Origin of the sequence: Modicisalibacter tunisiensis (assembly GCF_020148005.1) — a bacterium.
Lineage (GTDB): Bacteria > Pseudomonadota > Gammaproteobacteria > Pseudomonadales > Halomonadaceae > Modicisalibacter > Modicisalibacter tunisiensis.
This window is the reverse complement of sequence record NZ_JAGXFD010000001.1, coordinates 1,793,005-1,814,217: the sequence shown is the minus strand read 5'-3', so window position 1 is coordinate 1,814,217 and position 21,213 is coordinate 1,793,005. Positions and strand designations below refer to the sequence as shown.

The window sequence follows — 21,213 nt, the reverse complement described above, 5'->3', positions numbered from 1 at the left end:
CAGCCCATGCGACACCGCACCGCTAGCGACGACCGCCCCCGCTTCAGCCTGACCTGGCGCGCCATCGTGCTGTCCAGCCTGCTGCTGCTGGGTATCGCCTCGCTGTTCACGTTCATCGGCCACAAGAGCCTGACCGACCAGTTTCGCCAGTCCCGCGAGACCATCTACCAGGCCCGCCAGCGCGAATACCGCCTGACGGTGACCAAGTCCGCCGGTACCCTGGCCCAGCTGGCGAGCCTGGCGGCGGCCTCGGACAACCTGGGCGGCGCCGTGCGCTCCGGCAGCCCGACCCGGGTGTCGCTGGCCATCGACCCCTTCTGGCCCACGCTGCAGCTGGATGTCGGCGTCGACGCACTGAGCGTGCTCGATGCCCGGGGCGTCCTGCTCGGCCAGCGCGGCCAGCCACTGCCCGGCGACGATCCCCCCCTGGCGGAGTGGACCCGGACCGTCATGCAGGAGGAGCAGCCCCTCACCCAGCTGCGCTGCGTGCGCGACTGCCGTCAGTATGCCGTGGTGCCGGTGCTGTCACGCGGGACGAGCGTGGGCGTGGTGGTGCTGTCGCGTTCGCTGGCCGACCTGACCCGTGTCGCGCAGCACATGAGCGAAGGCGACGTGGCCCTGCTGGTCAGCGGGCCGCCGCGGCTGATCGTCTCGCCGCAGGCGTCGCTGTACCCGCACCCGGAACGCTACCTGTCGCCCTGGCAGGGCGCGCTGCTGACCCTGACCAACCAGGAGCGCAGCATGCCGGTGCTGCGCGAGGCCGCCGACCGCATACCGCTGTCGCGCCTGACGGATCGCCCCTGGACCTTCGAGCAGAACGAGCGGACCTACGAGCTCACGGCGTTCGGCCTGGACGATGCCGCCCGCTTTCCCTCCTCCGGCTATCTGGTGATGCTCTCCGACATCACCCCGCAGGTCCGTGCCATCCGTCGCGACACCCGCCACATCCTGGGTCTGGCCCTGGTCGGCTGGCTGGCGGCCGAGGCCCTGCTGCTGCTGATCCTGTGGCGCCCCATGGCACGCCTGCGCCTGCTGGCCACCCTGCTGCCCCGTCTGGCGCGGCGCGACTTCACCCGGGTCCGCGAGGCCCTGCCGCCCGGGGGACGCCTGTATACCGACGAGATCGACACCCTCGAACGCACCACGCTGCAGCTGGCCGAGCAGCTGGAAACCCTCGAGCACACCGTCTCCAGCCGCGACCGGGAGCTGACCCAGCGTCTGAGCGAGCTGAGCCAGGAGCGCGACTTCGTCGCCGGGCTGCTGGACACCGCGCACGTGCTGATCCTCACCCAGGACGCCCGCGGTCGCATCACCCTGGTCAACCACTTCGCCGAAACCCTCTCGGGACGCCCGCGGGAAGACTTGCTGGGCCAGCCGTTCTCGGCCTGTTTCCGGATCGCCCAGTCACCCGACACGCTGACGTGTCCCGGCCAGGAAGAGGGCACGCTGGTCACTCCCGATGACGAGCGACGCACCATCGCCTGGTTTCATGCGCCCCTGCCCGGCGAGGGGCAGGCGGCCGGCACCCTGATTTCGGTGGGGCTGGACATCACCGACCGCAAGCATGCCGAGGAGCGCCTGTCCTGGCTGGCGCATCGCGACCCGCTGACCAATCTCTACAACCGCCGCTACTTCCAGGAATCCCTCGAGAAGGCCCTGGTTGCGGAGGCCCGGGGCGCCGTGCTGTTCATCGACCTCGACCAGTTCAAGGAGGTCAACGAGCTCAGTGGCCACAACGCCGGCGACCAGCTGCTCAAGCTGGTTGCCGAGGCGCTGTCGCGGGAGCTCGGCGGCGAGGCGATCATCGCCCGGCTGGGCGGCGACGAGTTCTCGATCCTGCTCAAGAACGCCGAGGAGGCCCAGGCCGGTCAGGTGGCCCGCCGCATCATCCAGGTGCTCGAGATGATCGACTTCTCGGTCGGCGGACGCCGTCATCGGGCCATGGGCAGCATCGGCATCGCGCTCTACCCCGAGCACGGGATGACGCCCACCGACCTGATGGCGAGTGCCGACCTGGCCATGTACAAGGCCAAGGAAAACGGCAGCCAGCGCTGGCATCAGCTATCGATGGTGCACCGCTCGCGGGAGGAGCTGCAGCAGCGCGTCTACTGGGTGGAGCGCATCCGCCAGGCGCTGCGCGACGACGACTTCGAACTGGTCCTGCAGCCCATCCTGCATCTCGCCGACAACAGCGTCCGCCACTACGAGGCCTTGCTGCGCATGCACGGCGACAACGGCAACCCGGTGATGCCCGGCCTGTTCATCCCCATCGCCGAGCGCAGCGGGCAGATCGTCGAGCTCGACCGCTGGGTGCTGCGTCACGGCCTGAAACTGCTGGCCCGGCTGCAGCGGCGCGGCATCAGCCTGGCGGTCAACCTGTCCGGCCAGTCGCTCCACGACCCGGAGCTGACCGGCTTCCTCGCCGACGCCCTGGCGGCCGCCGGCGCCGACCCGCGGCGGCTCATCCTCGAGGTCACCGAAACCGCCGCGGTCACCGACTTCGCCACCGCCCGCGGGGTCCTGCAGGGCATCCGCGAGCTGGGCTGCCAGACGGCGCTCGATGACTTCGGGGTGGGCTTCAGCAGCTTCCATTACCTGGGTCAGCTGCCGGCGGACTACATCAAGATCGACGGCTCGTTCATCCAGAAGCTGATCGACAGCCCCGAGGATCGGCTGATCGTCAAGGCCATCGCCGACATCGCCAACGGCTTCGGCAAGCGCACCATCGCCGAGTTCGTCGATCGCGAAAGCATGCTGCCGCTGCTCGCCGCCTATGGCATCACCTATGCCCAGGGGTTCCACATCGGCCGCCCCATGCCGGTGGAGGATGTCATCGATGCCGACGGCGCCCCGGCAACCGAGAATGCGCACGAAGACCGACGCTAGGCACCATAACCATAACCAACGGGGGCATAGCGCCCCTGCACGAAGGGACTTGTCGTGAACGCACTGGATCGTTTCGAGGCGACATTCGCCTTCCAACTGGCCACCACCCCCACCCTGCGGAAGCGGGCCTATGCCCTGCGCCACGCGGTCTTTCGCCGGGAGCTCGATTACCGGATGCACGAGGACCCCGACGCGCACCTGGAATACGACGATCACGACACGGCGTCCCTGATCGTGCTGCTCGAGCACCGCGCCAGCGGGATTCCGGCGGGCTGCGTGCGCCTGGTGCCGTCGCTGACGGACGGCCCCGACGCGCTGCGCCGGTTGCCCCTGGAGGCGCACTGCCGCGACAGCCTGACCCACCCGACCCTGCATCCGGAGCGCCTGCCGCGCGAGCGGCTCTGCGAGATTTCCCGGCTGGCCATCTCCCCGACCTTTCGCCACCGGGCGGAAACCCCCGGTCATCCCGACGCCCCCTCGCTGTTCCCGCCCGAGGAACGCGCCGGCTTTGCCCTGATCGGCGTCGGCCTGTTCCTGGCGGCGACGGCGCTGGTCGGCCTGGCCGGCCGGCACCATGTGTTCGCCATGATGCAGCACCGCCTGCCGCGGCGGCTGGCGATCCACGGCCTGCGCTTCACCTGCGTCGGCGAGCCCGTGACCTTCCACGGCCTGCGCCGCGCCTACTACATCGACCAGCGCCAGGCGGTCACCGAGCTGCCGCCCGAGCTGCGGGCCCTGTATTCGCGCATCGAGGCGACGCTGACGCATCAGACCCGGGTGCCGGCCCCTCACCGGGCCGGTCTTTCATCGGAAATATGACCCTCTCGTCGTGCTCGCCGAGGGCAGCGGGCCAGGCCCTTCAGGAATACGCCCCGGGAAGTCAATTCCCGGGGCGATAGAGGCGGCTAGATGTGGTCTCTCGGTAGGTTGTTCATCCGCAGTCTGGCCGTGGGAGCGACTTCAGTCGCGATGAGCGCGCCACCGAGACACCGCTGTCGGGGATGAATCCCCTCCCGCAAGCTCCCTTCAGGGCGGGGATCCCCCTTCCGGCAGGCCGGTCAGCTTGGATTACTACCCTCCAGATCAGCCGGCGGGGCCTTTCCGTGAACAACCTGATGGGTTTACACCGCTAGAGTGAACCTTCGGCAGCCAGGATATCCGTCAACCCCGTGGTGCCGACCAGCTTGATCGAGAAGTCACCATCGCTGAGAAAGCCCGTTCTCCTGCCCTCCGTATCCCCGAGAATACGCGTGCTGTCGTCGGTCTCGAAGGCCACGTAGGCGCCCCCATTCTCGCCCGAGACCTCGATTGCCTGGTGCTCGGCATTCATCAACGCGTCTCGGTCCCAGTTTTGGGTATCGGGCTCGATCACCTTCACATCGCCGAACTCGCCGCTGATTACGTCCAGGCTATCCTCGCCGACATCGAACCCCGTGATCTCATCGGCGGCATAGTAGTTGGACTTCCCGGCCATGTTCAGCGTATCGGCGCCCTCGCCCAGGAAAACATGCTCCCAGACGTAGGTCTGGCCCGAGAAGGTCAGGCCGCCCGTCAATGACGACGCGTCGATATTCTCGAAGCCCCGCCCGGTATCTTCATAGCTGACGGCGCCATTGCCCGAGAGCGTCAGGGTGCCCAATTCGTACGGGATAGGGCCACCAATCTCCTCGCTGGTCGGCTCGACAACCAGCTCGAGGGTTTCGTCCGGATCCACATGCCCGCCCGGTCCGGAGAAATCCGTGACGATATCGACCTCCTGCCCCGCCTCGCGGAGCACCAGGGGCTCACCCTCGCCGTCGAGGCTTCCGTTCAAGGCGGTGACGGTCTGCTCGTTGCCCAGGTTGAGCAGGGTTGCCCCGTCCTCGAGGATGATGTCGCCGACCTCGCTGAAGTCGCTGGCATCGGCCGTCACGTGGCTGGTGAAGCGCAGGGTATCGATACCCTCGAGCCGGCCCTCGAAGGTCGAGGCGTCCAGCGTTCCCGATTCGTCGATGACCAGCGTGCCCGACGGATCACCGCCTGCCTGGCCGTTGTCGCGGCCAGCCCCCGTCGACGGGGATCCCGTCGGCTTCGGGCCGGCGTGCTCGTCGGCCGGCCGGGTTTCCAGCATCTGGTTGACGGCAGACCGGACGGGCTCGCCGCCATGGGCATCAGCCGCCACGGACGCCACGATCCGCCCCGGCGGATCGAGATCGTCCGGCCCGTGATGCAGGCCTCGTCCGGCCGCGCCCCGAGCCATGTCGGCGTGCCCGGCGAAGGCCGTCACGTCGTCGTTTCGGACATCCCGGGTGATACCGGCGGCCGGGTCGATCAGGGAGCCATCGCCCCGGCCCGACAGGCCGGTGTAAGGCGCGGCACGGAACGGCTTGCCCATCGTCTGGATTCCCATGAGTCTCTCCTTGGCTGTTGGGACATGGCAGGGTCGGGCTACAGGTCCTTTCCTGCGCTCAAGGCCGCCCGACCTTTGGCAAAACTATCATCCTGAAGCCTGCCGAATATACGGATACGCAGTGCCATTCGAGACATCGCCGACCTCTGGGCATGACGCCTTCTCGAGTCGCCGGTGCCACTCATCCCAGGCTCCGCGCCATCAGCGTCACGGTTTCGCCGCGATAGTCGACGCTCTCGAACGCCAGCCAGCCCAGCCGTCGATACAGCGCCTGCCGATCGGGCGTGTAGAGATACAGTGTCGCCACCCCCGCCTCCCGCGCTTCGCGCTCGACATGCTGTACCAGGGCCGAGGCGATGCCGTGCCGACGCCACTCGGGATGGACGAACACCGAGGCGAGCCAGGGTGTCAGCTCGGGCCGGGAGGGCATGTCGTCGATGATCAGGCTCGCCGTGCCCACCGGCGTCTCGCCGGCCAGGGCCACGAACACCGACGGCACCCCGGCCTCGCCGCATTCACTGCGGGTCTCGGCCAGCCGTTCGGCAGGACTGCGCGTCGGGTCGAGATGCCCCCAGGTCGCGTGAGTCCAGCGCGCCACGGTGGCGACATGGGGCGAGTCGGGCAGCAGGCGCTGCAGGGTCCAGACGGTATTCATGGTTCCTCGCGGGTCGATAACGGCGACCGCCGACATTGGCAAGCGTCGACCGGCCTCTTAGACTTCCATGAACAACGACCAACAACAATCGCCTGCGCCGCGGAACCCACCCGATGAACAACACCACCGAACTGCTCGCGGCCCTTTCGCAAGGGGGACGGGCCCTGGCGGAAACGGCCCGATTCACCGATGGCGTCCAGCAGCTGCTGGCCCGCATCGGCGAGGCCACGGGGGCCAGCCGGGTCTGGATCTTCCAGTTGATCGACCTTCAGGACGACGCCATCGTTCAGGACTATGTGTTCGAGTGGTCGGCCGGACCACGCTTCCGCCAGCTGACCCAGCGCCGCTTCCGCTTCTTCACCACCCTGTTCGACGACCCGCAGTTCCTGACGCTGGTCGATCAACGCCGGCGCGGCCAGAGCCAGAGCACCATCACCGCCGCGCTGCCGCCCGGGTCGCTGCGCGACAACCTCGAAAGCCAGTCGATCCGGTCGATGGCGACGGTGCCGATTCTGGTCAACGGCCAGTGGTGGGGCACGCTGGGCATCGATGACTGCGAGCGCGCCGTCGACTGGAAGGGCCCGGGGCTCGACGCGCTCGGTCTGGCGGCCGAGCTGATCGCCTCCGGCATCTACCGGCAGCAGCTTTCCAGCCGCTCCTCCCAGCTGGAGCTGTTCCACAAGGTCACGGACTGCGGCGTGTGGGAGCTGGACCTCGTCAGCGGCGACCCCTGGTGCTCACAGGGGCTGCGGCGCCGCCTCGGCTATCCCGAGACCTACCCGCACGTGCCATTGCGGCGTCTGCTGGAGGGCATCCTCGAGGCGGACCGCGCCGCCCTGTTCCGGCAGCTGCGCCAGGCCCTGCACGACCGCTCGAGCCACTGCCGCCAGGACGCCCGGGTGCGAACCGCCGGCGGCGAGTACGCCTGGAGCGAGATCGTTGCCGACATCACCTACGACGAGCAGGCCCGGCCGCTGAGCATCGCCGGGCTGCTGATCGACATCAGCCAGCGCAAGCGGCAGGAAGAGCAGGCGCTGATCGCCTCTCACCACGATGCGCTTACCGGCCTGCTCAACCGGCGCGGTCTCGACCGACGCTTTGCCGAGCTGGCGCCCCGCGATCCTACCGATGACCGCGCCCCCCACCTGCTGCTGCTCGACATCGATCATTTCAAGCCGGTCAACGACCGCCACGGGCACCCCGCGGGCGATCAGCTGCTGCGGCTGCTGACCCGGCGGCTGCGCCAGCAGCTGCGGCAGGAAGACGCCCTCGCCCGTATCGGCGGCGAGGAATTCGCCATCCTCACCACCGCGATGACCACCGCCCAGGCCCGCGACCTCGCCGAGCGCATCCGCCGCGCCATCGCCGGGCATCCCTTCACGCTGAGCGTACCGGACACGAAGACGCCGCTGACGCTGTCGATCACGCTGAGCATCGGGCTGGTCGTGCTGCCTGCCGTGACCGACCCGCACGGCTGCCAGGCGGATGCCGTCGCCCGGGCCGATCGGGCGCTCTACGCCGCCAAGCACCACGGCCGCAACCGCGTGGTGGTGGCCGACGCCTGCCCGACCGAAGGCTCAGCCGCCCCGCCGCCGCAGGTGCTGGACGAGAGTCACCCCGGCCAGCACCAGCGCGCCGGCCGCCAGCCCGATCGCCAGATTGAACAGTGACGGGCCGAGGCCATGAATCACGGCGTCGAGGCCGGGCACGCCGAGTTCGGCCTCGGCCGCCCCCTCCACGAGGTGATGCAGCAGCGGCACGCCGTGGCTCAGGATGCCGCCGCCGACCAGGAACATCGCCAGGGTACCGACCACCGACAGCCCCTTCATCAGCCAGGGCGCTCCGGCCAGCAGGCCGCGCCCCAGCGACGCCGCCGCGCCGTTGCGACGACTGAGATACAGCCCCAGGTCGTCGATCTTGACGATACCGGCGACCAGCCCGTAGACCCCCGCCGTCATCAGAATGCCGATGCCCGTCAGCACCGCGATCTGCTGGGTCAGCGTCGCCCCGGCCACGGTGCCCAGGGTGATCACGATGATCTCCGCGGAGAGGATGAAGTCGGTGCGTATCGCGCCCTTGATGCGGTCGCGCTCGAAGGCGCGCATGTCCACCGTGGCATCGGCCATCGCCGCGAGCCGCCGGCGATGTTCCTCGGTGTCGTCGGTGCGATGCAGGAACCTGTGGGCAAGCTTCTCGGCACCCTCGAAGCACAGGTAGGCGCCGCCGAGCATCAGCAGCAGCGTCACCGCCCAGGGCACGACGGCGCTGATCAGCAGGGCCGCGGGAATCAGGATCAGCTTGTTGCGCAGCGACCCCACGGCCACCGCCCAGACCACCGGCAGCTCGCGGTCGGCGTTGACGCCGGTGACCTGCTGGGCGTTGAGGGCGAGGTCGTCGCCGAGCACGCCGGCGGTCTTCTTCGCCGCCACCTTGGTCATCAGCGACACGTCGTCGAGCAGGGTGGCGATGTCATCGATCAGGGTAAGCAGACTGCTGCCGGCCACGGTGGCTCCTCCCGCCAGGATTTTCCGCCAGCTTACCGGCAAGCGCCATCCCCTGTCCCGCGCCCTCGCCCCGGTCGCTGTCACCTCGGGTCCGGGTCGACTATGCTGACGGCGAGACAATCACTTAGCCTGCTCACGAGACGTCGTGACGGCCCGATACACGAGGAAGCAACGATGGAATTACGCCCGCTCGGCAACAGCGGCCTGAAAACCGCCCCGCTGATCTTCGGCGGCAACGTCTTCGGCTGGACGCTCGACGAGCGCGAGTCGTTCGCGATGATCGACGCCTGGCTGGACGCCGGCTTCAACGCCATCGACACCGCCGATGTCTATTCGCGCTGGGTGGACGGCCACGCCGGCGGCGAATCCGAGACCGTGCTGGGCCGCTACTTCAAGGCCCGCGGCAACCGCGACAGGGTGCTGCTGGCGACCAAGGTCGGCAAGCCCATGGGCGACGGCGAGCAGGGCCTGTCGAAAGCCTACATCATGCGCGCCGTCGAGGCCTCGCTGAAGCGCCTGCAGACCGACGTCATCGATCTCTACCAGTCCCACGACGACGACGCCGACACCCCGCTCGAGGAGACCCTCGAGGCCTATCAGCGGCTCATCGAACAGGGCAAGGTCCGCGCCATCGGCGCCTCGAACTACCGGGCACATCGCCTCGACGAGGCCCTCACGGTCGCCGAGCGCAACGACCTGCCGCGCTACGAGACCCTGCAGCCCTTCTACAACCTCTATGACCGCAGCGACTACGAGGCCCGGCTGGCCCCGCTGTGCGAGGGGCGCAACGTCGGCGTGATTCCCTACTTCGCGCTGGCCAGCGGGTTTCTCACCGGCAAGTATCGCGACCGCGAGGACGCCCGCGGCACGCCCCGCGAGGCCTTTCTCGACAAGTACTTCGACGAGCGCGGGATGCGCATCCTCGACGCTCTCGACGACGTCGCCCGGCGGCTCGACACCACCCCGGCGAGCGTCTCGCTGGCCTGGCTGATGACCCGCCCCGCGGTCACCGCGCCGATCGCCAGCGCCACCTCGCAGCGCCAGCTGGAGGCCATGATCGCCGCCACCCGGCTGACCCTGGACAAGGACGCCCTGCGCCGCCTGGAGGAGGCCAGCAACCCCTTCCAGGCGTGATGCCGCACCCATGAACAGTCCTCCAGCCCCCGGCGGGCTGGAGTGGGAGCGACTTCAGTCGCGGTGCATCCACCACCGAGCCACCGCCATCGGGGATGAATCCCTCCCACAGGACCCGGCCTCGAGCACAGCGGCTTCACCGTGGGAGCGACTTCAGTCGCGACACCGCGGCCTCGGTGCCAGCCGCTACAGCTGGAACGGATAGACGCTGCCGATCTCGAGCAGCCGCGTCAGCTCGTCGAGCGCGGTGAGCGTCTCCTCGGCGAGCTGCGGGTCGGCGAGATCGGCCGGGGTCAGGGTGTCGCGATAGTGACGCTCGACCCAGGCGACGAGATCGCCGTAGAGCGCGTCGTCGAGCAGCACCCGGCCGGACAGCCCGGCGCGCTCGGCGGCGTCGAGCACCACCCGCAGCCGCAGACAGGCCGGGCCGCCGCCGTTGCGCATGCTCTGCTTGACGTCCTTGACCACCACCTCGCCGATCGGGTTGTGCCCGGCCAGCAGCAGGTCCTGGATGGTCCGCCACACCGCCTCGTTCTCCTGACACTCGCCGGGCACCACCAGGGTCATCGCCCCGCTGCCGTCGGGGTCGGAGAGCAGCTGCGAATTGAACAGGTACGAGCTCACCGCGTCGTCGAGGCTCACCGCCTCGCCGGGCACGCGCACCGGGATCAGCGGCGAGGCCATCTTGCGGCGCAGCTCGTCGAGCGTGCCTTGCTCGTCGAGAAACGCCATCTCGTGATAGAGCAGCACCGGGCCGTTGCCCACCGCGATCACGTCGTTGTGGAAGACGCCGGCATCGATGGCGTCGGGATGCTGCTGGGCGAACACCACCTGCGTGGCATCGAGGCCGTGCTGGCGGGCCACCGCCTGGCTGGCTTCCAGGGTCTGGCGGGCCGGGAAGCGCTGCGGCTCGCGGCTCGCCGGCCCCTCGCCGGGAAACGCCCGACGCCCGTAGACGTAGAGATGCACGCCCGGCTCGCCGTGATCGCCGCACAGCCGGGTATGGTTGGCCGCGCCCTCGTCGGAGAACGCCGGGGTCGCCGGCAGCGCCGGGTGATGGGCGAAGCGCGCCTCGTCGCGGAAGATCGCCGCCAGCACACGGCCGGTGGTCCGCGGCTCGAGGAAGCGATGAAAGCTCGACTGCAGGTTGGCCGGGGTGACGTGCACCCGGCCGTCCGGCGCGTCACGGCTCGGCGTCACCGTGGCGGCGTTGGCCGTCCACATCGACGACGCCGAACACACCGCGCGCAGGATCTGCGGCGCCTCGCGGGCGGCGCGCTCGAGCACCTGAGCGTTGCTGCCGGAGAAGCCCAGATCGCGCAGCGCGCCGAGGTCGGGGCGCTGCTGCGGGGGCAGTACCCCCTGGGCGTAGCCCGCCTCGTGCAGGGCCTTCATCTTGGCCAGGCCCTGCAGCGCCGCTTCCTTCGGGCTGGAAGCCAGGCCGCCATGGCGCATCGACGCCACGTTGCCGTGGGCCAGCCCGGCGTAGTTGTGGGTGGGCCCGACCAGGCCGTCGAAGTTGACCTCGCGGGCGTCGGCCCGCGGTGTGGAGTCGCTCACGGCATCGCTCATAATGTCACCCCCGGCGGCAGGTTCTCGGGCAGCGCCAGCGACTCGCTTTCCATCGAGGCGACCGGATAGGCGCAGTAGTCGGCGGCGTAGTAGGCGCTCGGCCGATGGTTGCCGCTGTCGCCGATGCCGCCGAAGGGCGCGTCGCTGGAGGCGCCGGTGGTCTGGCGGTTCCAGTTGACGATGCCCGCGCGGATGCGCAGCAGGAAGTCGTCCCAGTCGGCCGGCTCGCCGCCGATCAGCCCGGCGGAAAGCCCGTAGCGGGTATCGTTGGCCAGGGTGATGGCCTCGTCCCAGTCGCGGTAGCGGTGCACCTTGAGCAGCGGGCCGAAGTGCTCCTCGTCGGGCACGTCGCAGCCGGTGACGTCGATCAGCCCGGGGCTGAGCAGGCTGGTGCCCTCGACCAGGCGACGCATCCGCGCCAGCACGGTGGCGCCGCGCGTCTCGAGATCGTCCTGGGCCGCGAGCAGCCCGTCGGCGGCGGCCACCGTGGCCAGCCCGCCGTAGAACGGCGCCGGTTCGCTGAACGGTGCGGCGACGCGAAGATCACCGATGGCCGCGACCAGCGCCTCGATCAGGCGGTCGCCGACGGCGCCCTCGGGCACCATCAGCCGCCGCGCGCAGGTGCAGCGCTGGCCGCCGGAGAGGAACGCCGACTGCAGAATGGTCAGCACCGCGGCGGCCTCGTCCGGCACGTCCTTGACCACCAGCGGGTTGTTGCCGCCCAGTTCCAGGGCGAGGATCTTGTCGACCTGGCCGGCGAACTGCTTGTGCAGCAGCTTGCCGGTACGCGCGCTGCCGGTGAACAGCAGCCCGTCGATGTCGTCGGCCCCGGCCAGCGCCTGACCCACCGGCGCGCCGCCCTGCACCAGGTTGATCACGCCGTCGGGCAGCCCGGCAGCCTGCCAGCACTGCAGGGTCAGGTCGGCGGTGCGCGGAGTGATCTCGCTGGGCTTGAAGACCACGCTGTTGCCGGCCAGCAGCGCCGGGACCATGTGCCCGTTGGGCAGGTGGCCTGGGAAGTTGTAGGGGCCGAACACCGCCAGCACGCCGTGGGGGCGATGGCGCAGCACCGCCGTGGTGCCGCCCGCATCGCGGCTGCGCTCGCCGGTGCGCTCGTGATGGGCGGTCACCGAGATCGCCACCTTGGCGATCATCGCGCCTACCTCGGTCCGCGCTTCCCACAGCGGCTTGCCGGTTTCCCGGGCGATGCTTTCGGCCAGGGGCTCGCGATGAGCCTCGAGCTGGTCGCGGAAGCGCTCGACCACCGCCAGCCGCGCCTCGAAGGTCTGGCGCGCCCAGCCGGGAAACGCCGTGCGGGCGGCGGCCACCGCCTCGCCCACCTGGGCGGCACTGGCGCTGACGCCCTGCCACAGGGCGTCGCCGGTGATCGGATCATGCTTGGTCAGCGTGTCGGCGGCGCCGTCGACCCAGGCGCCGCCGATGAAGAGTTGTTGTCGGGCTTGCATGAGGGACTCCCAGGTTTCGAGCTTAGGTTTCCAGAACCCGCAGGCTGTCGCCGGTGGTGACACCCAGGCGGCGGGCTTCCGTGTCGCTGAGGGTCAGGGTGCCGTCCGCGCCGGGCCCGCGACCCACCCAGGCGGCCCGGAAGTCGGCCATCTCGGTGGTCGCCACCAGCCAGGCGGGGCGCTCGGTGGATTCCGGCTCGCTGCCGGCGACTTCCACCGGGCACAGCCGCGAATGGCGAACCGCGCGCACGTCATCGATGTAGGCCTCCACGGTGGGGCCGCCGTCGAAGATGTCGATGTAGCCCTCCCAGCGCAGGCCCTCCTTCTTGAGCATCTCCAGCGCGGGTCGGGTGTCGTCGTGGACGGCACCGATGCAGGCCCGCGCCTCCTCGGTGAGGAAGGGCGTGTAGATCGGGAACTTGGGCATCAGCTCGCCGATGAAGCTCTTTTGGCCTAATCCAGTCAGTCTGTCCGCTTCATTGAAGTCCATGGGGAAGAAGTGGCTGCCCAGACACTGCCAGAAGGGGCTGATGCCGTTGGCATCGAACTTGCCGCGCATCTCGGCGAGCACCTTGTCGGGAAAGCCGCTGCGGAACTGCGCCATGAACAGCCAGCGCGCCTTGGAGAGCAGCGCGCCGTTGCGGTGGCGACGATACTCCGGACGCAGGTAGAGCGAGGCCACCTCGGCGTCGCCGGTGTGGTCCGAGCTCAGGAACAGCGTGTCGATGGTGCGGTGCAGGTCGAGCTGCACCGACGAGTGCGCCAGCGTGCCCACCCGGTAGTGGTAGAACGGCACCTCGCGGCCTACCTGCGCCTCGATGGCGCAGCAGCCGGCCAGCTCGCCGCGCTCGTCGTCCTCGAGCACGAAGAAGTACAGCCGCTCCTCGGCCGGCACGCGTTCCTCGAAGGCCCGGGCGGCGGACTCGATCTTGCCGGCCAGGAAGTCGCGGTTGTCCGGCAGCGAGGTGAAGCCGACGCCGGTCTCGCGGGCGAGCCGCTGCAGGCCGTCGAGATCGCCGCGGGCGATGGGTCGAATGCGCATTACAGTTCCCCCTCGTCGAAGGCGTCATCGGCGTCCGGCAGGCCCAGCGGGGCGGCGAGCACCGCACGGCCCTCCTCCACGCCGAGCTCAGCGGCATGCTCGGGCGAGAGCATCAGCTGGCCGGTGGGCGACAGCGCATAGCGCGCCACCACGCAGCGGAAGCCCTCGAGCTTCTGGTTGGCGATCAGCGCCGGCTCGGCATCCGGCAGCGCCGTGGCCGGGCGGATGCGCACCGGATGCCAGGTGCTGTGGCGGAAGGTCGCCAGCCGCTCGCGCTCGGCCTTGATCACCGGGCCGGCGTCGAAGATGTCGACGTGCCGCGAGCGGGCGAAGCCCTCGGCGAGCATTTCCGCCAGCGCCGTCTCGTGGGCCGGGTGCTCGCGGCCGATCGCCGCCCGCGCCGCCGGGGTGAGCAGCGGCAGGTAGAGCGGGAACTGCGGCATCACCTCGGCGATGAAGCTCTTCGAGCGCACCCCGGCCAGGTGATTCATCTCCTGATAGCCGCGGGCGAAGAAGTGGCGGCCGACACTGTTCCAGAACGGCGACTCGCCGTCGGCATCCAGATAGCCGGGAAAGGCGATCGCCAGGAGCTCGGCGAAGCGCTCCGGGTACTGGGCGATGAACATCAGCCGCGAGCGGCGCAGCAGGCTCTCGGCGCTGGTGCCCTTGTAGCGCGGGTCCAGCGACAGCGCGCACAGCAGGCTGGCGTCCGAGACCTCGTGGGACAGCGACAGCGTCTGCACCTCGCGGCGCACGTTGAGCTGCTGCGAGGCGTGGATCAGCGTTTCCTGGCGATAGGTGTAGTACGCCTCGTGGGCGCCGGCATGGGCACGGATGGTGGCGGTCCCGGCGATCTCGCCGCGCTCGAGGTCCTCGAGCACGAAGGTGTAGCTCTCGTCGCCGGGAAAGTCGATCTCGCGGGCCAGCGAGCGCTGCGAGCGGGTGATGCGTTCCTCGAGGCGATCGCGATGCGCCGGCAGATTGGTCAGCCGCGGGGTGGCCGTCCCCGCCAGTCGCTCGAGGCCCGGCAGGTCGGCGGGCTTGGCAGGGCGCACGACCAGCATGGCGTTTCCTCCCGTGGTTGGCGCGTGACCGTTCATGCGGACGCGACGAAGCGGGCCAGGGCGCGGTCGAGACGCGCCATGCCCTCGTCGATGTCGGCCTCGGGAATCACCAGCGACGGCGCCATGCGCAGCACGTTGGGACCGGCGATCAGCGCCATCAGCCCTTCCTCGATGGCCAGCGGCAGGATGTCCTTGGCCCGCCCCTCGTACTCGGGCGCCATCGCCGCGCCGATCAGCAGCCCCATGCCGCGCACCTCGCCGAACACGCCGTACTTGGCGTTGAGCGCCTCGAGATGCTCGCGGAAGCGCTCGTGGCGACGCTGCACGCCCTCGAGTACCTCGGGGGTGTCGATGTGCTCGAGCGCGGCCAGCGCCACGGCGGAGGCCAGGGCGTTGCCGCCGTAGGTGGAGCCGTGGGTGCCCAGCGTGAAGACCCTGGCGACCTGTTCGGTGGTGAGCATCGCCCCTACCGGGAAGCCGCCACCCAGCGACTTGGCGCTGGTCAGGATGTCCGGGGTGACACCGTAGCGCATGTAGGCGAACAGCGTGCCCGGGCGGCCCATGCCCGACTGCACCTCGTCGAAGATCAGCAGTGTCTGGTGCTCGTCGCACAGCGCACGCAGGCCTTCGAGAAACGCCTGGGTGGCCGGCACGATGCCGCCCTCGCCCTGCATCGGCTCGACGATCACCGCGCAGGTGTCGGCGTCGATCAGCTCGCGCACGCTGTCGAGGTCGTTGAACTCGCCGTGGACGATGCCGCCCGGTACCGGCCCGAAGCCCTGCGAATACTTGGGCTGACCGCCGACGCTGACGGTGAAGAAGGTGCGGCCGTGGAACGACTGGCGGAACGAGACGATCTTGTGCTTGCGCTCGCCGTGGGTGTCGTGGGCCCAGCGCCGGGCCAGCTTGAGCGCGGCCTCGTTGGCCTCGCCGCCGGAAGAGCACAGGTAGACCTTGTCGGCGAAGGTGCGCTCGGTCAGCGCCCGCGCCAGCTTGAGCGCCGGCTCGTTGGTATAGACGTTGGACAGATGCCAGAGCCTGTCGGCCTGTTCCTTGAGCGCGTTGACCAGTACCGGATGGCAGTGCCCCAGCGAGTTCACCGCGATGCCGCCGGCGAAGTCGATGTACTCGCGGCCCTGCTGATCCCACAGGCGACTGCCCTCGCCGCGCACGGGAATCACTTTCTGTGGGGCGTAGTTGGGCACCATGTAGCGATCGAAGTCGTCGCGGGTCGGGGTGTAGTCCATGTCGGTCTCCATCCGGTGGGTCTGGGGAAATGCGATGCAGTGATCGAGTCGATCCCTCGAGTATAAGGAGCGCAAGCCCCCGGGGCTTACAGCGATGGGACGGCGAATTATGAAAAGCGGCGAGAGGGTAATCGTCGAACAGGCCTTGAAGTCGCGCCCGGGCACCGCCACCTCTTTTAGCAGACTACACATTGGGATCGGCGCAGCGTCGCCGTCTTATCCGCACACGACAAGTTATCCGCACACGACAAGGAGTGTTTCGCATGCAGATCGACCTTTCCGGGAAGAGCGCCATCGTCACCGGCTCCACCGCCGGCATCGGCTTCGCCATCGCCCGGGGGCTCGCCGAGTCCGGCGCCGAGGTCACCGTCACCGGGCGCACCCAGGCCCGCGTCGACGCGGCGATCGAGACCATCAGGCAGGCCGTGCCGGGGGCGGCCGTATCGGGCGTGGCCGCCGACCTGGGCACCGCCGAGGGCTGCCGTGCGTTGATCGACGCTCGGCCGGAGACTGATATCCTGGTCAACAACGTGGGCATCTTCGGTCCGCAGGACTTCTTCGAGGTCGACGACGCCACCTGGCAACAGTTCTTCGACGTCAACGTGATGAGCGCGGTGCGCCTGTCGCGCCACTACGCGCAGGGCATGAAGGCCCGCGACTGGGGGCGCATCCAGTTCATCTCCAGCGAGTCGGGGCTCAACATCCCCAGCGAGATGGTCCACTACGGCATGACCAAGTCCGCCGTGCAGTCGATCTCGCGCGGGCTGGCCAAGGTGCTCAGCGGCACCCGGGTCACCGTCAACGCCATCCTGCCCGGGCCGACCCGCTCCGAGGGCGTGCTCGAGATGATCCGCCAGGCCGCCGAGGAACAGGGCGTGTCGCAGGAAGAAATGGAGGAACGCTTCATCCGCGAGAACCGTCCCTCCTCGATCATCCAGCGCCTGGCCACCCCCGAGGAGGTCGCCAACCTGTGCGTCTATGCGGCCTCCGAACAGGCCAGCGCCACCACCGGGGCGGCCCTGCGCGTCGAGGGCGGCATCGTCGATACCATGGCCTGACACCCGTGCCCGACGCCGCCCGATGACCTCCGTCATCGGGCGGTCTTTCCTGACCGACGCTCCCGGCGCATGATGGACTACCCAGCCTGGCTTCCCGGGAGACCCCGCCCATGATCGATTCCACCACCTGGAACCGCTGGCGCTATGCCTGCTATGCCCCGGTCTACGACGTCGTCGCCGACCGGGCCTTTCGCCGGGCCCGGCGCCGTGCGCTCGAGGCGGTGGACTGGGCCGGCGGCCAGCGGGTGCTGATCGTCGGTTGCGGCACCGGGCTCGACCTGCCCTGGCTGCCCCGCGACATCGAGCTGCACGGCTGCGACCTCACCCCGGCGATGGTGCGGCGCTTTCGTGCCCGGGCCGAGACCCTGGGCTTCGACGGCCAGGCCGGGGTGATGGACGCCGCGGCGCTGAGCTACCCGGACGGCTACTTCGACGTGGTGGTGATGCACCTGATCCTGGCGGTGATGCCGCACCCGGAGCGCGGGCTGGCGGAGGCGCACCGGGTGCTCGCCGACGACGGCCAGCTGTGCGTGATGGACAAGTTCCAGCCGGACAGCCATCCCGCCGGCCCGGGACGGCGCGCGCTCAACCTCGTCACCCGTGTCATCGCCACCGACATCACCCGTCAGGCGGGGCCGCTGCTGGAGGGCGCCGGGTTCGTCGTCGAGCGCGACGAGCCGGTGATGATGGGCTCGCTGTTCCGCGCCCTGCTGGCGCACAAGGCATGACGGGGCCAAGGCTATCGCAAGTCAAGCCAGGGGCTGGTCCGTGGACAACGCCCCTTGCCAGAGCCCCAACTGCGATTGTCTTGATGACGAGGCGGCGCCGTCAGGTCAGCCGCTCCTCGCGGGGCGTCATGCCGAAGTGGTTGCGGTAGGCGGTGGAGAAGTGGGCGCCGGAGGAGAAGCCGGTCTGCAGGGCGATGTCGCCCACCGCCTGGTCGGTCTCGCGCAGCAGCTTGCGCGCGCGCTGCAGGCGCAGGTCCAGGTAGTAGCGGCTGGGCACCGCCTGCAGGTACTTCTTGAACAGCCGCTCGAGCTGGCGCCGCGAGATGCCCAGATGCTCGGCCAGCTCATGGGTGGTCAGCGGCTCCTCGATGTTGGACTCCATCAGCGCCACGGCGTCGACCAGGCTCTGCGGGGCGTGGCCGAGCCGGGTGCGCAGCGGCACATGCTGGGGCTCGTCGCCCATGCGGATGCGCTCGCAGACGAAGTGCTCGGAGATGCGCTCGGCGAGCCGCTGGCCGTGATGCTGGCCGATCAGGGTCATCATCATGTCCATCGCCGCGGTACCGCCGCCGCAGCTCAGACGGTCGCGATCGATCTCGAACAGCTGATGGCCGACCCGCACCGCCGGATGCGCCCGGGCGAAGGCTTCCAGATTCTGCCAGGGCAGCGTGGCACGGTAACCGTCGAGCACCCCGGCCCGGGCCAGTACCTCGGTGCCCCCGGCGACACCGCCCAGCGCCACGCCGCGCCCGGCCAGGCGCGTCAGCCAGGCCTCGAGCGCCGGGTGCGCGCCGACGCCCTGGGAGGGCGCACAGACCAGCAGCAGGTCCAGCGCCCCGGCATCGCTGCCGGCCACGCTGTTCGGCGACAGCGCCAGCTCCGCGGCGCTTTTCACCGCACGGCCGTCCAGGCTGAAGATCAGCGGCGTGTAGAGACGTTCGCCGGCCAGCCGGTTGGCCACGTGCAGCGGCTCCAGCGCGCAGGCCTGGGCGAGCAGCGAGAACCCCGGCAGCAGCACGAAGCCGACCTGCCGGGGTGTCGAGGCGACCGGGCTATCGTGCAGCATCGCCGCCCTCGCCGTCCCGGCTGCCGGCATGCCTCACCGGCAGGCGCTCAGGGCTGCACGACATCGAAGTCGACCACCGGGTCGACGTCGGCGTCATAGTCCACGTCATCGCGCTCGAAGCCGAACAGCTTGAGGAACTCGTGCTTGTAGCCGGCGTAGTCGGTGATCTCGAACAGGTTGTCGGTGGTCACCGTCGGCCACAGGTCCTTGCAGGCCTGCTGGACATCGTCGCGCAGCTCCCAGTCGTCGAGACGCAGCCGGCCGGCCTCGTCGGTGGCGGGCGCCTCGTCGGCGTAGAGCCGGTCGCGGAACAGCCGGTTGAGCTGATCGATGGTGCCCTCGTGCAGGCCCTGCTCCTTCATCACCCGGTAGACCATGGCGATGTACAGCGGCATCACCGGGATCGCCGCGCTGGCCTGGGTGACCACCGACTTGAGCACCGCGACGTTGGCGCCACCTCCCGTCTCGCCAAGGCGCTTGTCGATCTCGCCGGCGGCACGGTCGAGATCCTCCTTGGCCTTGCCCAGGGCCCCGTGCCAGTAGATCGGCCAGGTGATCTCGGTGCCGATGTAGCTGAAGGCCACGCTGCGCGCACCGTCGGCCAGCACGCCGGCCCTGTCGAGCGCGTCGATCCACAGTTCCCAGTCCTCGCCGCCCATCACCGCGATGGTGTCGTCGATTTCCTGCTGGGTGGCCGGTTCGACCTCCGCCTCGATGATGGCGTCCTTGTTGGTGTCGATGGCGGTGGCGCGGTAGGTCTCGCCGATCGGCTTGAGCGCGGAGCGCTTCACCTCGCCGCTGTCGGGCAGCTTGCGCACCGGCGAGGCCAGCGAGTAGATCACCAGGTCGACCTCGCCGAGGTCCTCCTTGATCATCTCGATGGCCTTCTCGCGGGTCTCGTGGGCGAAGGCGTCGCCGTTGATCGCGCGGCTGTAGAGCCCCTCTTCCTTGGCGTAGCGGTCGAAGGCGGCGGCGTTGTACCAGCCGGCGGTGCCGGGCTTCCTCTCGGTGCCGGGCTTCTCGAAGAACACGCCCAGGGTACTGGCGCCGTAGCCGAAGGCCGCGGTGATGCGCGCCGCCAGGCCGTAACCGCTGGACGCGCCGATGACCAGCACCTTCTTCGGCCAGGCGTCGCCGGTGCCGCGCGCGCCGATCGCCCGGCGGGTCGCCTGGATCTGCTCGAGCACGTTCATCGCGCAGCCGGTGGGATGGGTGGTGGTGCAGATGAAACCGCGAACCTTGGGTTTGATGATCACGTCAGACCTCGGCGTTGCTGGAGCTTGCGGGGCACTCCCCGGACCGGGAAGCGACTGATGCGGGTATTCTAGCGATTTGCCGGAGACCTGTCCGCCCTGCCCCGCCGTCCGCCACTGTGTGACAATGACGCTCCGTTTCGCATCGCGAGGAGGATGGCGTGAAGGACGCCCAGACCCTGGTCGACGAGCGCGGCGAGCTGTGGCTGGCCCTGGCGCCGCTGTGGCGCGAGCACGAGCCCCGCGAGACCGAATACGCACGCATGGTCGCGGTGATCGAGCGTCACGACCTGACGCTCGAGCAGCTGGAGTGGATCTTTCGCCTGGAACTGGCTCCGGTGCTGACCCGCCAGCAGATGTCCGTGGCCGGCGACGACACCCTGGACGATCATCAGCTGCTGCGCCGGCTGGTCGCCCACAACCGCCGCCTGTTCGGCTGGCGCAAGGGCTTCTGGGCGCTGTTCTCGGGGATGATGACCATGCTCGCCCGCCCGCGCTGGAACACCCTGATCGAACGCCTGCTGGTGGCCAGCGGCCAGACGCCGCCGGACTGACGGATAGGACGGTTCAGGCCGAGAACGGCGTCTCCAGGGCCCGCTCCAGCTCCGGCACGATGCGCGCCATCCGGTCGCGGGGCGAGAAGCGGCGGATCACCTGGCCATCGCGACCGACCAGGAACTTGGTGAAGTTCCACTTGATCGGCGTGCTGCCCAGCACCCCGGGCGCCTGGCGACGCAGCATCACGAACAGCGGGTGCGCCCCGGGGCCGTTGACCCGAACCTTCTCCATCACCGGAAAGGTGACGCCGTACTCGCGCTCGCAGAAGGCACCGAAGGCCCGTGCCGTTTCCGGCGACTGGCGCGCGAACTGGTTGCAGGGGAAGGCCAGCACCGTGAAGCCCTGGTCGCGATAGCGCCGGTAGAGACGCTCGAGCTCGCCGAGCTGCGGGGTGAAGCCGCAGCGGCTGGCGACATTGACCACCAGCAGCACCTGCCCGCGCAGCGCCCGGAGATTGAAGGGCTCGCCACTCTGGGTACGACAATCCTGGCTGTAGATCTGCATGGTCCACGTCTTTGCTGTCGCTGAACGCTAGACGATGCCACGATCGCCCTGCCCCTGTCATCGCTGCGCCATCAAGGAACAGGCATC

18 protein-coding genes are annotated in these 21,213 nt (G+C 69.4%); 7 read left to right on the top strand and 11 right to left on the bottom strand.

From position 1 onward, the window contains the following. The first annotated feature begins 6 nt into the window (after nucleotides 1-6). Nucleotides 7-2,886: a bifunctional diguanylate cyclase/phosphodiesterase gene (locus KGQ91_RS08475; RefSeq protein WP_224420759.1), complete on the top strand. Its 2,880-nt coding sequence runs from the start codon at nucleotides 7-9 to the stop codon at nucleotides 2,884-2,886. A 54-nt stretch (nucleotides 2,887-2,940) separates the two neighbouring features. Further along, nucleotides 2,941-3,705: a PEP-CTERM/exosortase system-associated acyltransferase gene (locus tag KGQ91_RS08470; RefSeq protein WP_224415484.1), complete on the top strand. Its 765-nt coding sequence runs from the start codon at nucleotides 2,941-2,943 to the stop codon at nucleotides 3,703-3,705. Nucleotides 3,706-4,015: 310 nt separating this feature from the next. Here KGQ91_RS08470 and KGQ91_RS08465 read toward each other — a convergent pair whose 3' ends face one another. After that, complete coding sequence (locus tag KGQ91_RS08465; protein WP_224415485.1) at nucleotides 4,016-5,275, bottom strand: hypothetical protein; 1,260 nt, start codon at nucleotides 5,273-5,275, stop codon at nucleotides 4,016-4,018. Nucleotides 5,276-5,456: 181 nt separating this feature from the next. Continuing rightward, entirely contained in the window at nucleotides 5,457-5,930 is a 474-nt protein-coding gene (locus tag KGQ91_RS08460) for a GNAT family N-acetyltransferase (protein WP_224415486.1), read from the bottom strand. 113 nt (nucleotides 5,931-6,043) lie between these two features. On the opposite strand from KGQ91_RS08460, the gene KGQ91_RS08455 reads away from it, so the two are divergent. Beyond that, nucleotides 6,044-7,600 carry a sensor domain-containing diguanylate cyclase gene (locus KGQ91_RS08455; RefSeq protein WP_224420758.1) on the top strand — a complete coding sequence of 519 codons (1,557 nt, stop codon included), beginning with the start codon at nucleotides 6,044-6,046 and terminating at the stop codon, nucleotides 7,598-7,600. Here KGQ91_RS08455 and KGQ91_RS08450 read toward each other — a convergent pair. Continuing rightward, nucleotides 7,508-8,434, bottom strand: coding sequence for a DUF808 domain-containing protein (locus KGQ91_RS08450; RefSeq protein ID WP_224415488.1), 927 nt, complete (start codon nucleotides 8,432-8,434; stop codon nucleotides 7,508-7,510). The genes KGQ91_RS08455 and KGQ91_RS08450 overlap by 93 nt on opposite strands. A 174-nt stretch (nucleotides 8,435-8,608) precedes the next feature. Here KGQ91_RS08450 and KGQ91_RS08445 point away from each other — a divergent pair, with 174 nt between their 5' ends. Beyond that, nucleotides 8,609-9,568 (top strand): aldo/keto reductase, encoded by a 960-nt coding sequence (locus KGQ91_RS08445; RefSeq protein WP_224420757.1) that lies wholly within the window; start codon nucleotides 8,609-8,611, stop codon nucleotides 9,566-9,568. Between the two features lie 186 nt (nucleotides 9,569-9,754). On the opposite strand, the gene astB is transcribed toward KGQ91_RS08445, so the two are convergent. Genes astB through KGQ91_RS08420 form a run of 5 tightly spaced genes read right to left on the bottom strand, consistent with a single transcriptional unit; the run spans nucleotide 9,755 to nucleotide 15,959 of the window. Further along, nucleotides 9,755-11,140 carry an N-succinylarginine dihydrolase gene (gene astB / locus KGQ91_RS08440; RefSeq protein ID WP_224420756.1) on the bottom strand — a complete coding sequence of 462 codons (1,386 nt, stop codon included), beginning with the start codon at nucleotides 11,138-11,140 and terminating at the stop codon, nucleotides 9,755-9,757. Next, nucleotides 11,137-12,606 (bottom strand): succinylglutamate-semialdehyde dehydrogenase, encoded by a 1,470-nt coding sequence (gene astD / locus KGQ91_RS08435; RefSeq protein ID WP_224420755.1) that lies wholly within the window; start codon nucleotides 12,604-12,606, stop codon nucleotides 11,137-11,139. The genes astB and astD overlap by 4 nt, the downstream gene beginning before the upstream one ends. Nucleotides 12,607-12,628: 22 nt before the next feature. Further along, a complete protein-coding gene (gene astA / locus KGQ91_RS08430) occupies nucleotides 12,629-13,648 on the bottom strand; it encodes an arginine N-succinyltransferase (protein ID WP_224420754.1) in 1,020 nt (339 codons plus the stop codon). Next, nucleotides 13,648-14,712, bottom strand: a complete 1,065-nt coding sequence (locus tag KGQ91_RS08425) for an arginine N-succinyltransferase (RefSeq protein ID WP_163647740.1) — start codon at nucleotides 14,710-14,712, stop codon at nucleotides 13,648-13,650. The genes astA and KGQ91_RS08425 overlap by 1 nt, the downstream gene beginning before the upstream one ends. 32 nt (nucleotides 14,713-14,744) lie before the next feature. Then, a complete protein-coding gene (locus KGQ91_RS08420) occupies nucleotides 14,745-15,959 on the bottom strand; it encodes an aspartate aminotransferase family protein (RefSeq protein WP_224420753.1) in 1,215 nt (404 codons plus the stop codon). Nucleotides 15,960-16,222: 263 nt separating this feature from the next. On the opposite strand from KGQ91_RS08420, the gene KGQ91_RS08415 reads away from it, so the two are divergent. Beyond that, nucleotides 16,223-17,017 carry an SDR family NAD(P)-dependent oxidoreductase gene (locus tag KGQ91_RS08415; protein WP_163647742.1) on the top strand — a complete coding sequence of 265 codons (795 nt, stop codon included), beginning with the start codon at nucleotides 16,223-16,225 and terminating at the stop codon, nucleotides 17,015-17,017. Between the two features lie 110 nt (nucleotides 17,018-17,127). Next, entirely contained in the window at nucleotides 17,128-17,745 is a 618-nt protein-coding gene (locus tag KGQ91_RS08410) for a class I SAM-dependent methyltransferase (RefSeq protein ID WP_163647743.1), read from the top strand. Between the two features lie 100 nt (nucleotides 17,746-17,845). Here the strand turns inward: KGQ91_RS08410 and KGQ91_RS08405 are convergent, their stop codons facing one another. Both KGQ91_RS08405 and fabV read right to left on the bottom strand, forming a co-directional pair. Then, complete coding sequence (locus tag KGQ91_RS08405; protein ID WP_205596189.1) at nucleotides 17,846-18,811, bottom strand: GlxA family transcriptional regulator; 966 nt, start codon at nucleotides 18,809-18,811, stop codon at nucleotides 17,846-17,848. A 47-nt stretch (nucleotides 18,812-18,858) separates the two neighbouring features. Next, nucleotides 18,859-20,067 (bottom strand): enoyl-ACP reductase FabV, encoded by a 1,209-nt coding sequence (fabV, locus tag KGQ91_RS08400; protein ID WP_163647744.1) that lies wholly within the window; start codon nucleotides 20,065-20,067, stop codon nucleotides 18,859-18,861. Nucleotides 20,068-20,225: 158 nt separating this feature from the next. Between fabV and KGQ91_RS08395 the strand changes: the two genes are divergently transcribed. Next, the gene (locus KGQ91_RS08395) at nucleotides 20,226-20,618 is read left to right on the top strand and encodes a DUF7079 family protein (protein ID WP_163647745.1); all 393 of its coding nucleotides are present in this window, start codon (nucleotides 20,226-20,228) and stop codon (nucleotides 20,616-20,618) included. A gap of 13 nt (nucleotides 20,619-20,631) precedes the next feature. Here the strand turns inward: KGQ91_RS08395 and KGQ91_RS08390 are convergent, their stop codons facing one another. Beyond that, entirely contained in the window at nucleotides 20,632-21,126 is a 495-nt protein-coding gene (locus KGQ91_RS08390) for a glutathione peroxidase (RefSeq protein ID WP_163647746.1), read from the bottom strand. Between the last annotated feature and the right edge of the window lie 87 nt (nucleotides 21,127-21,213).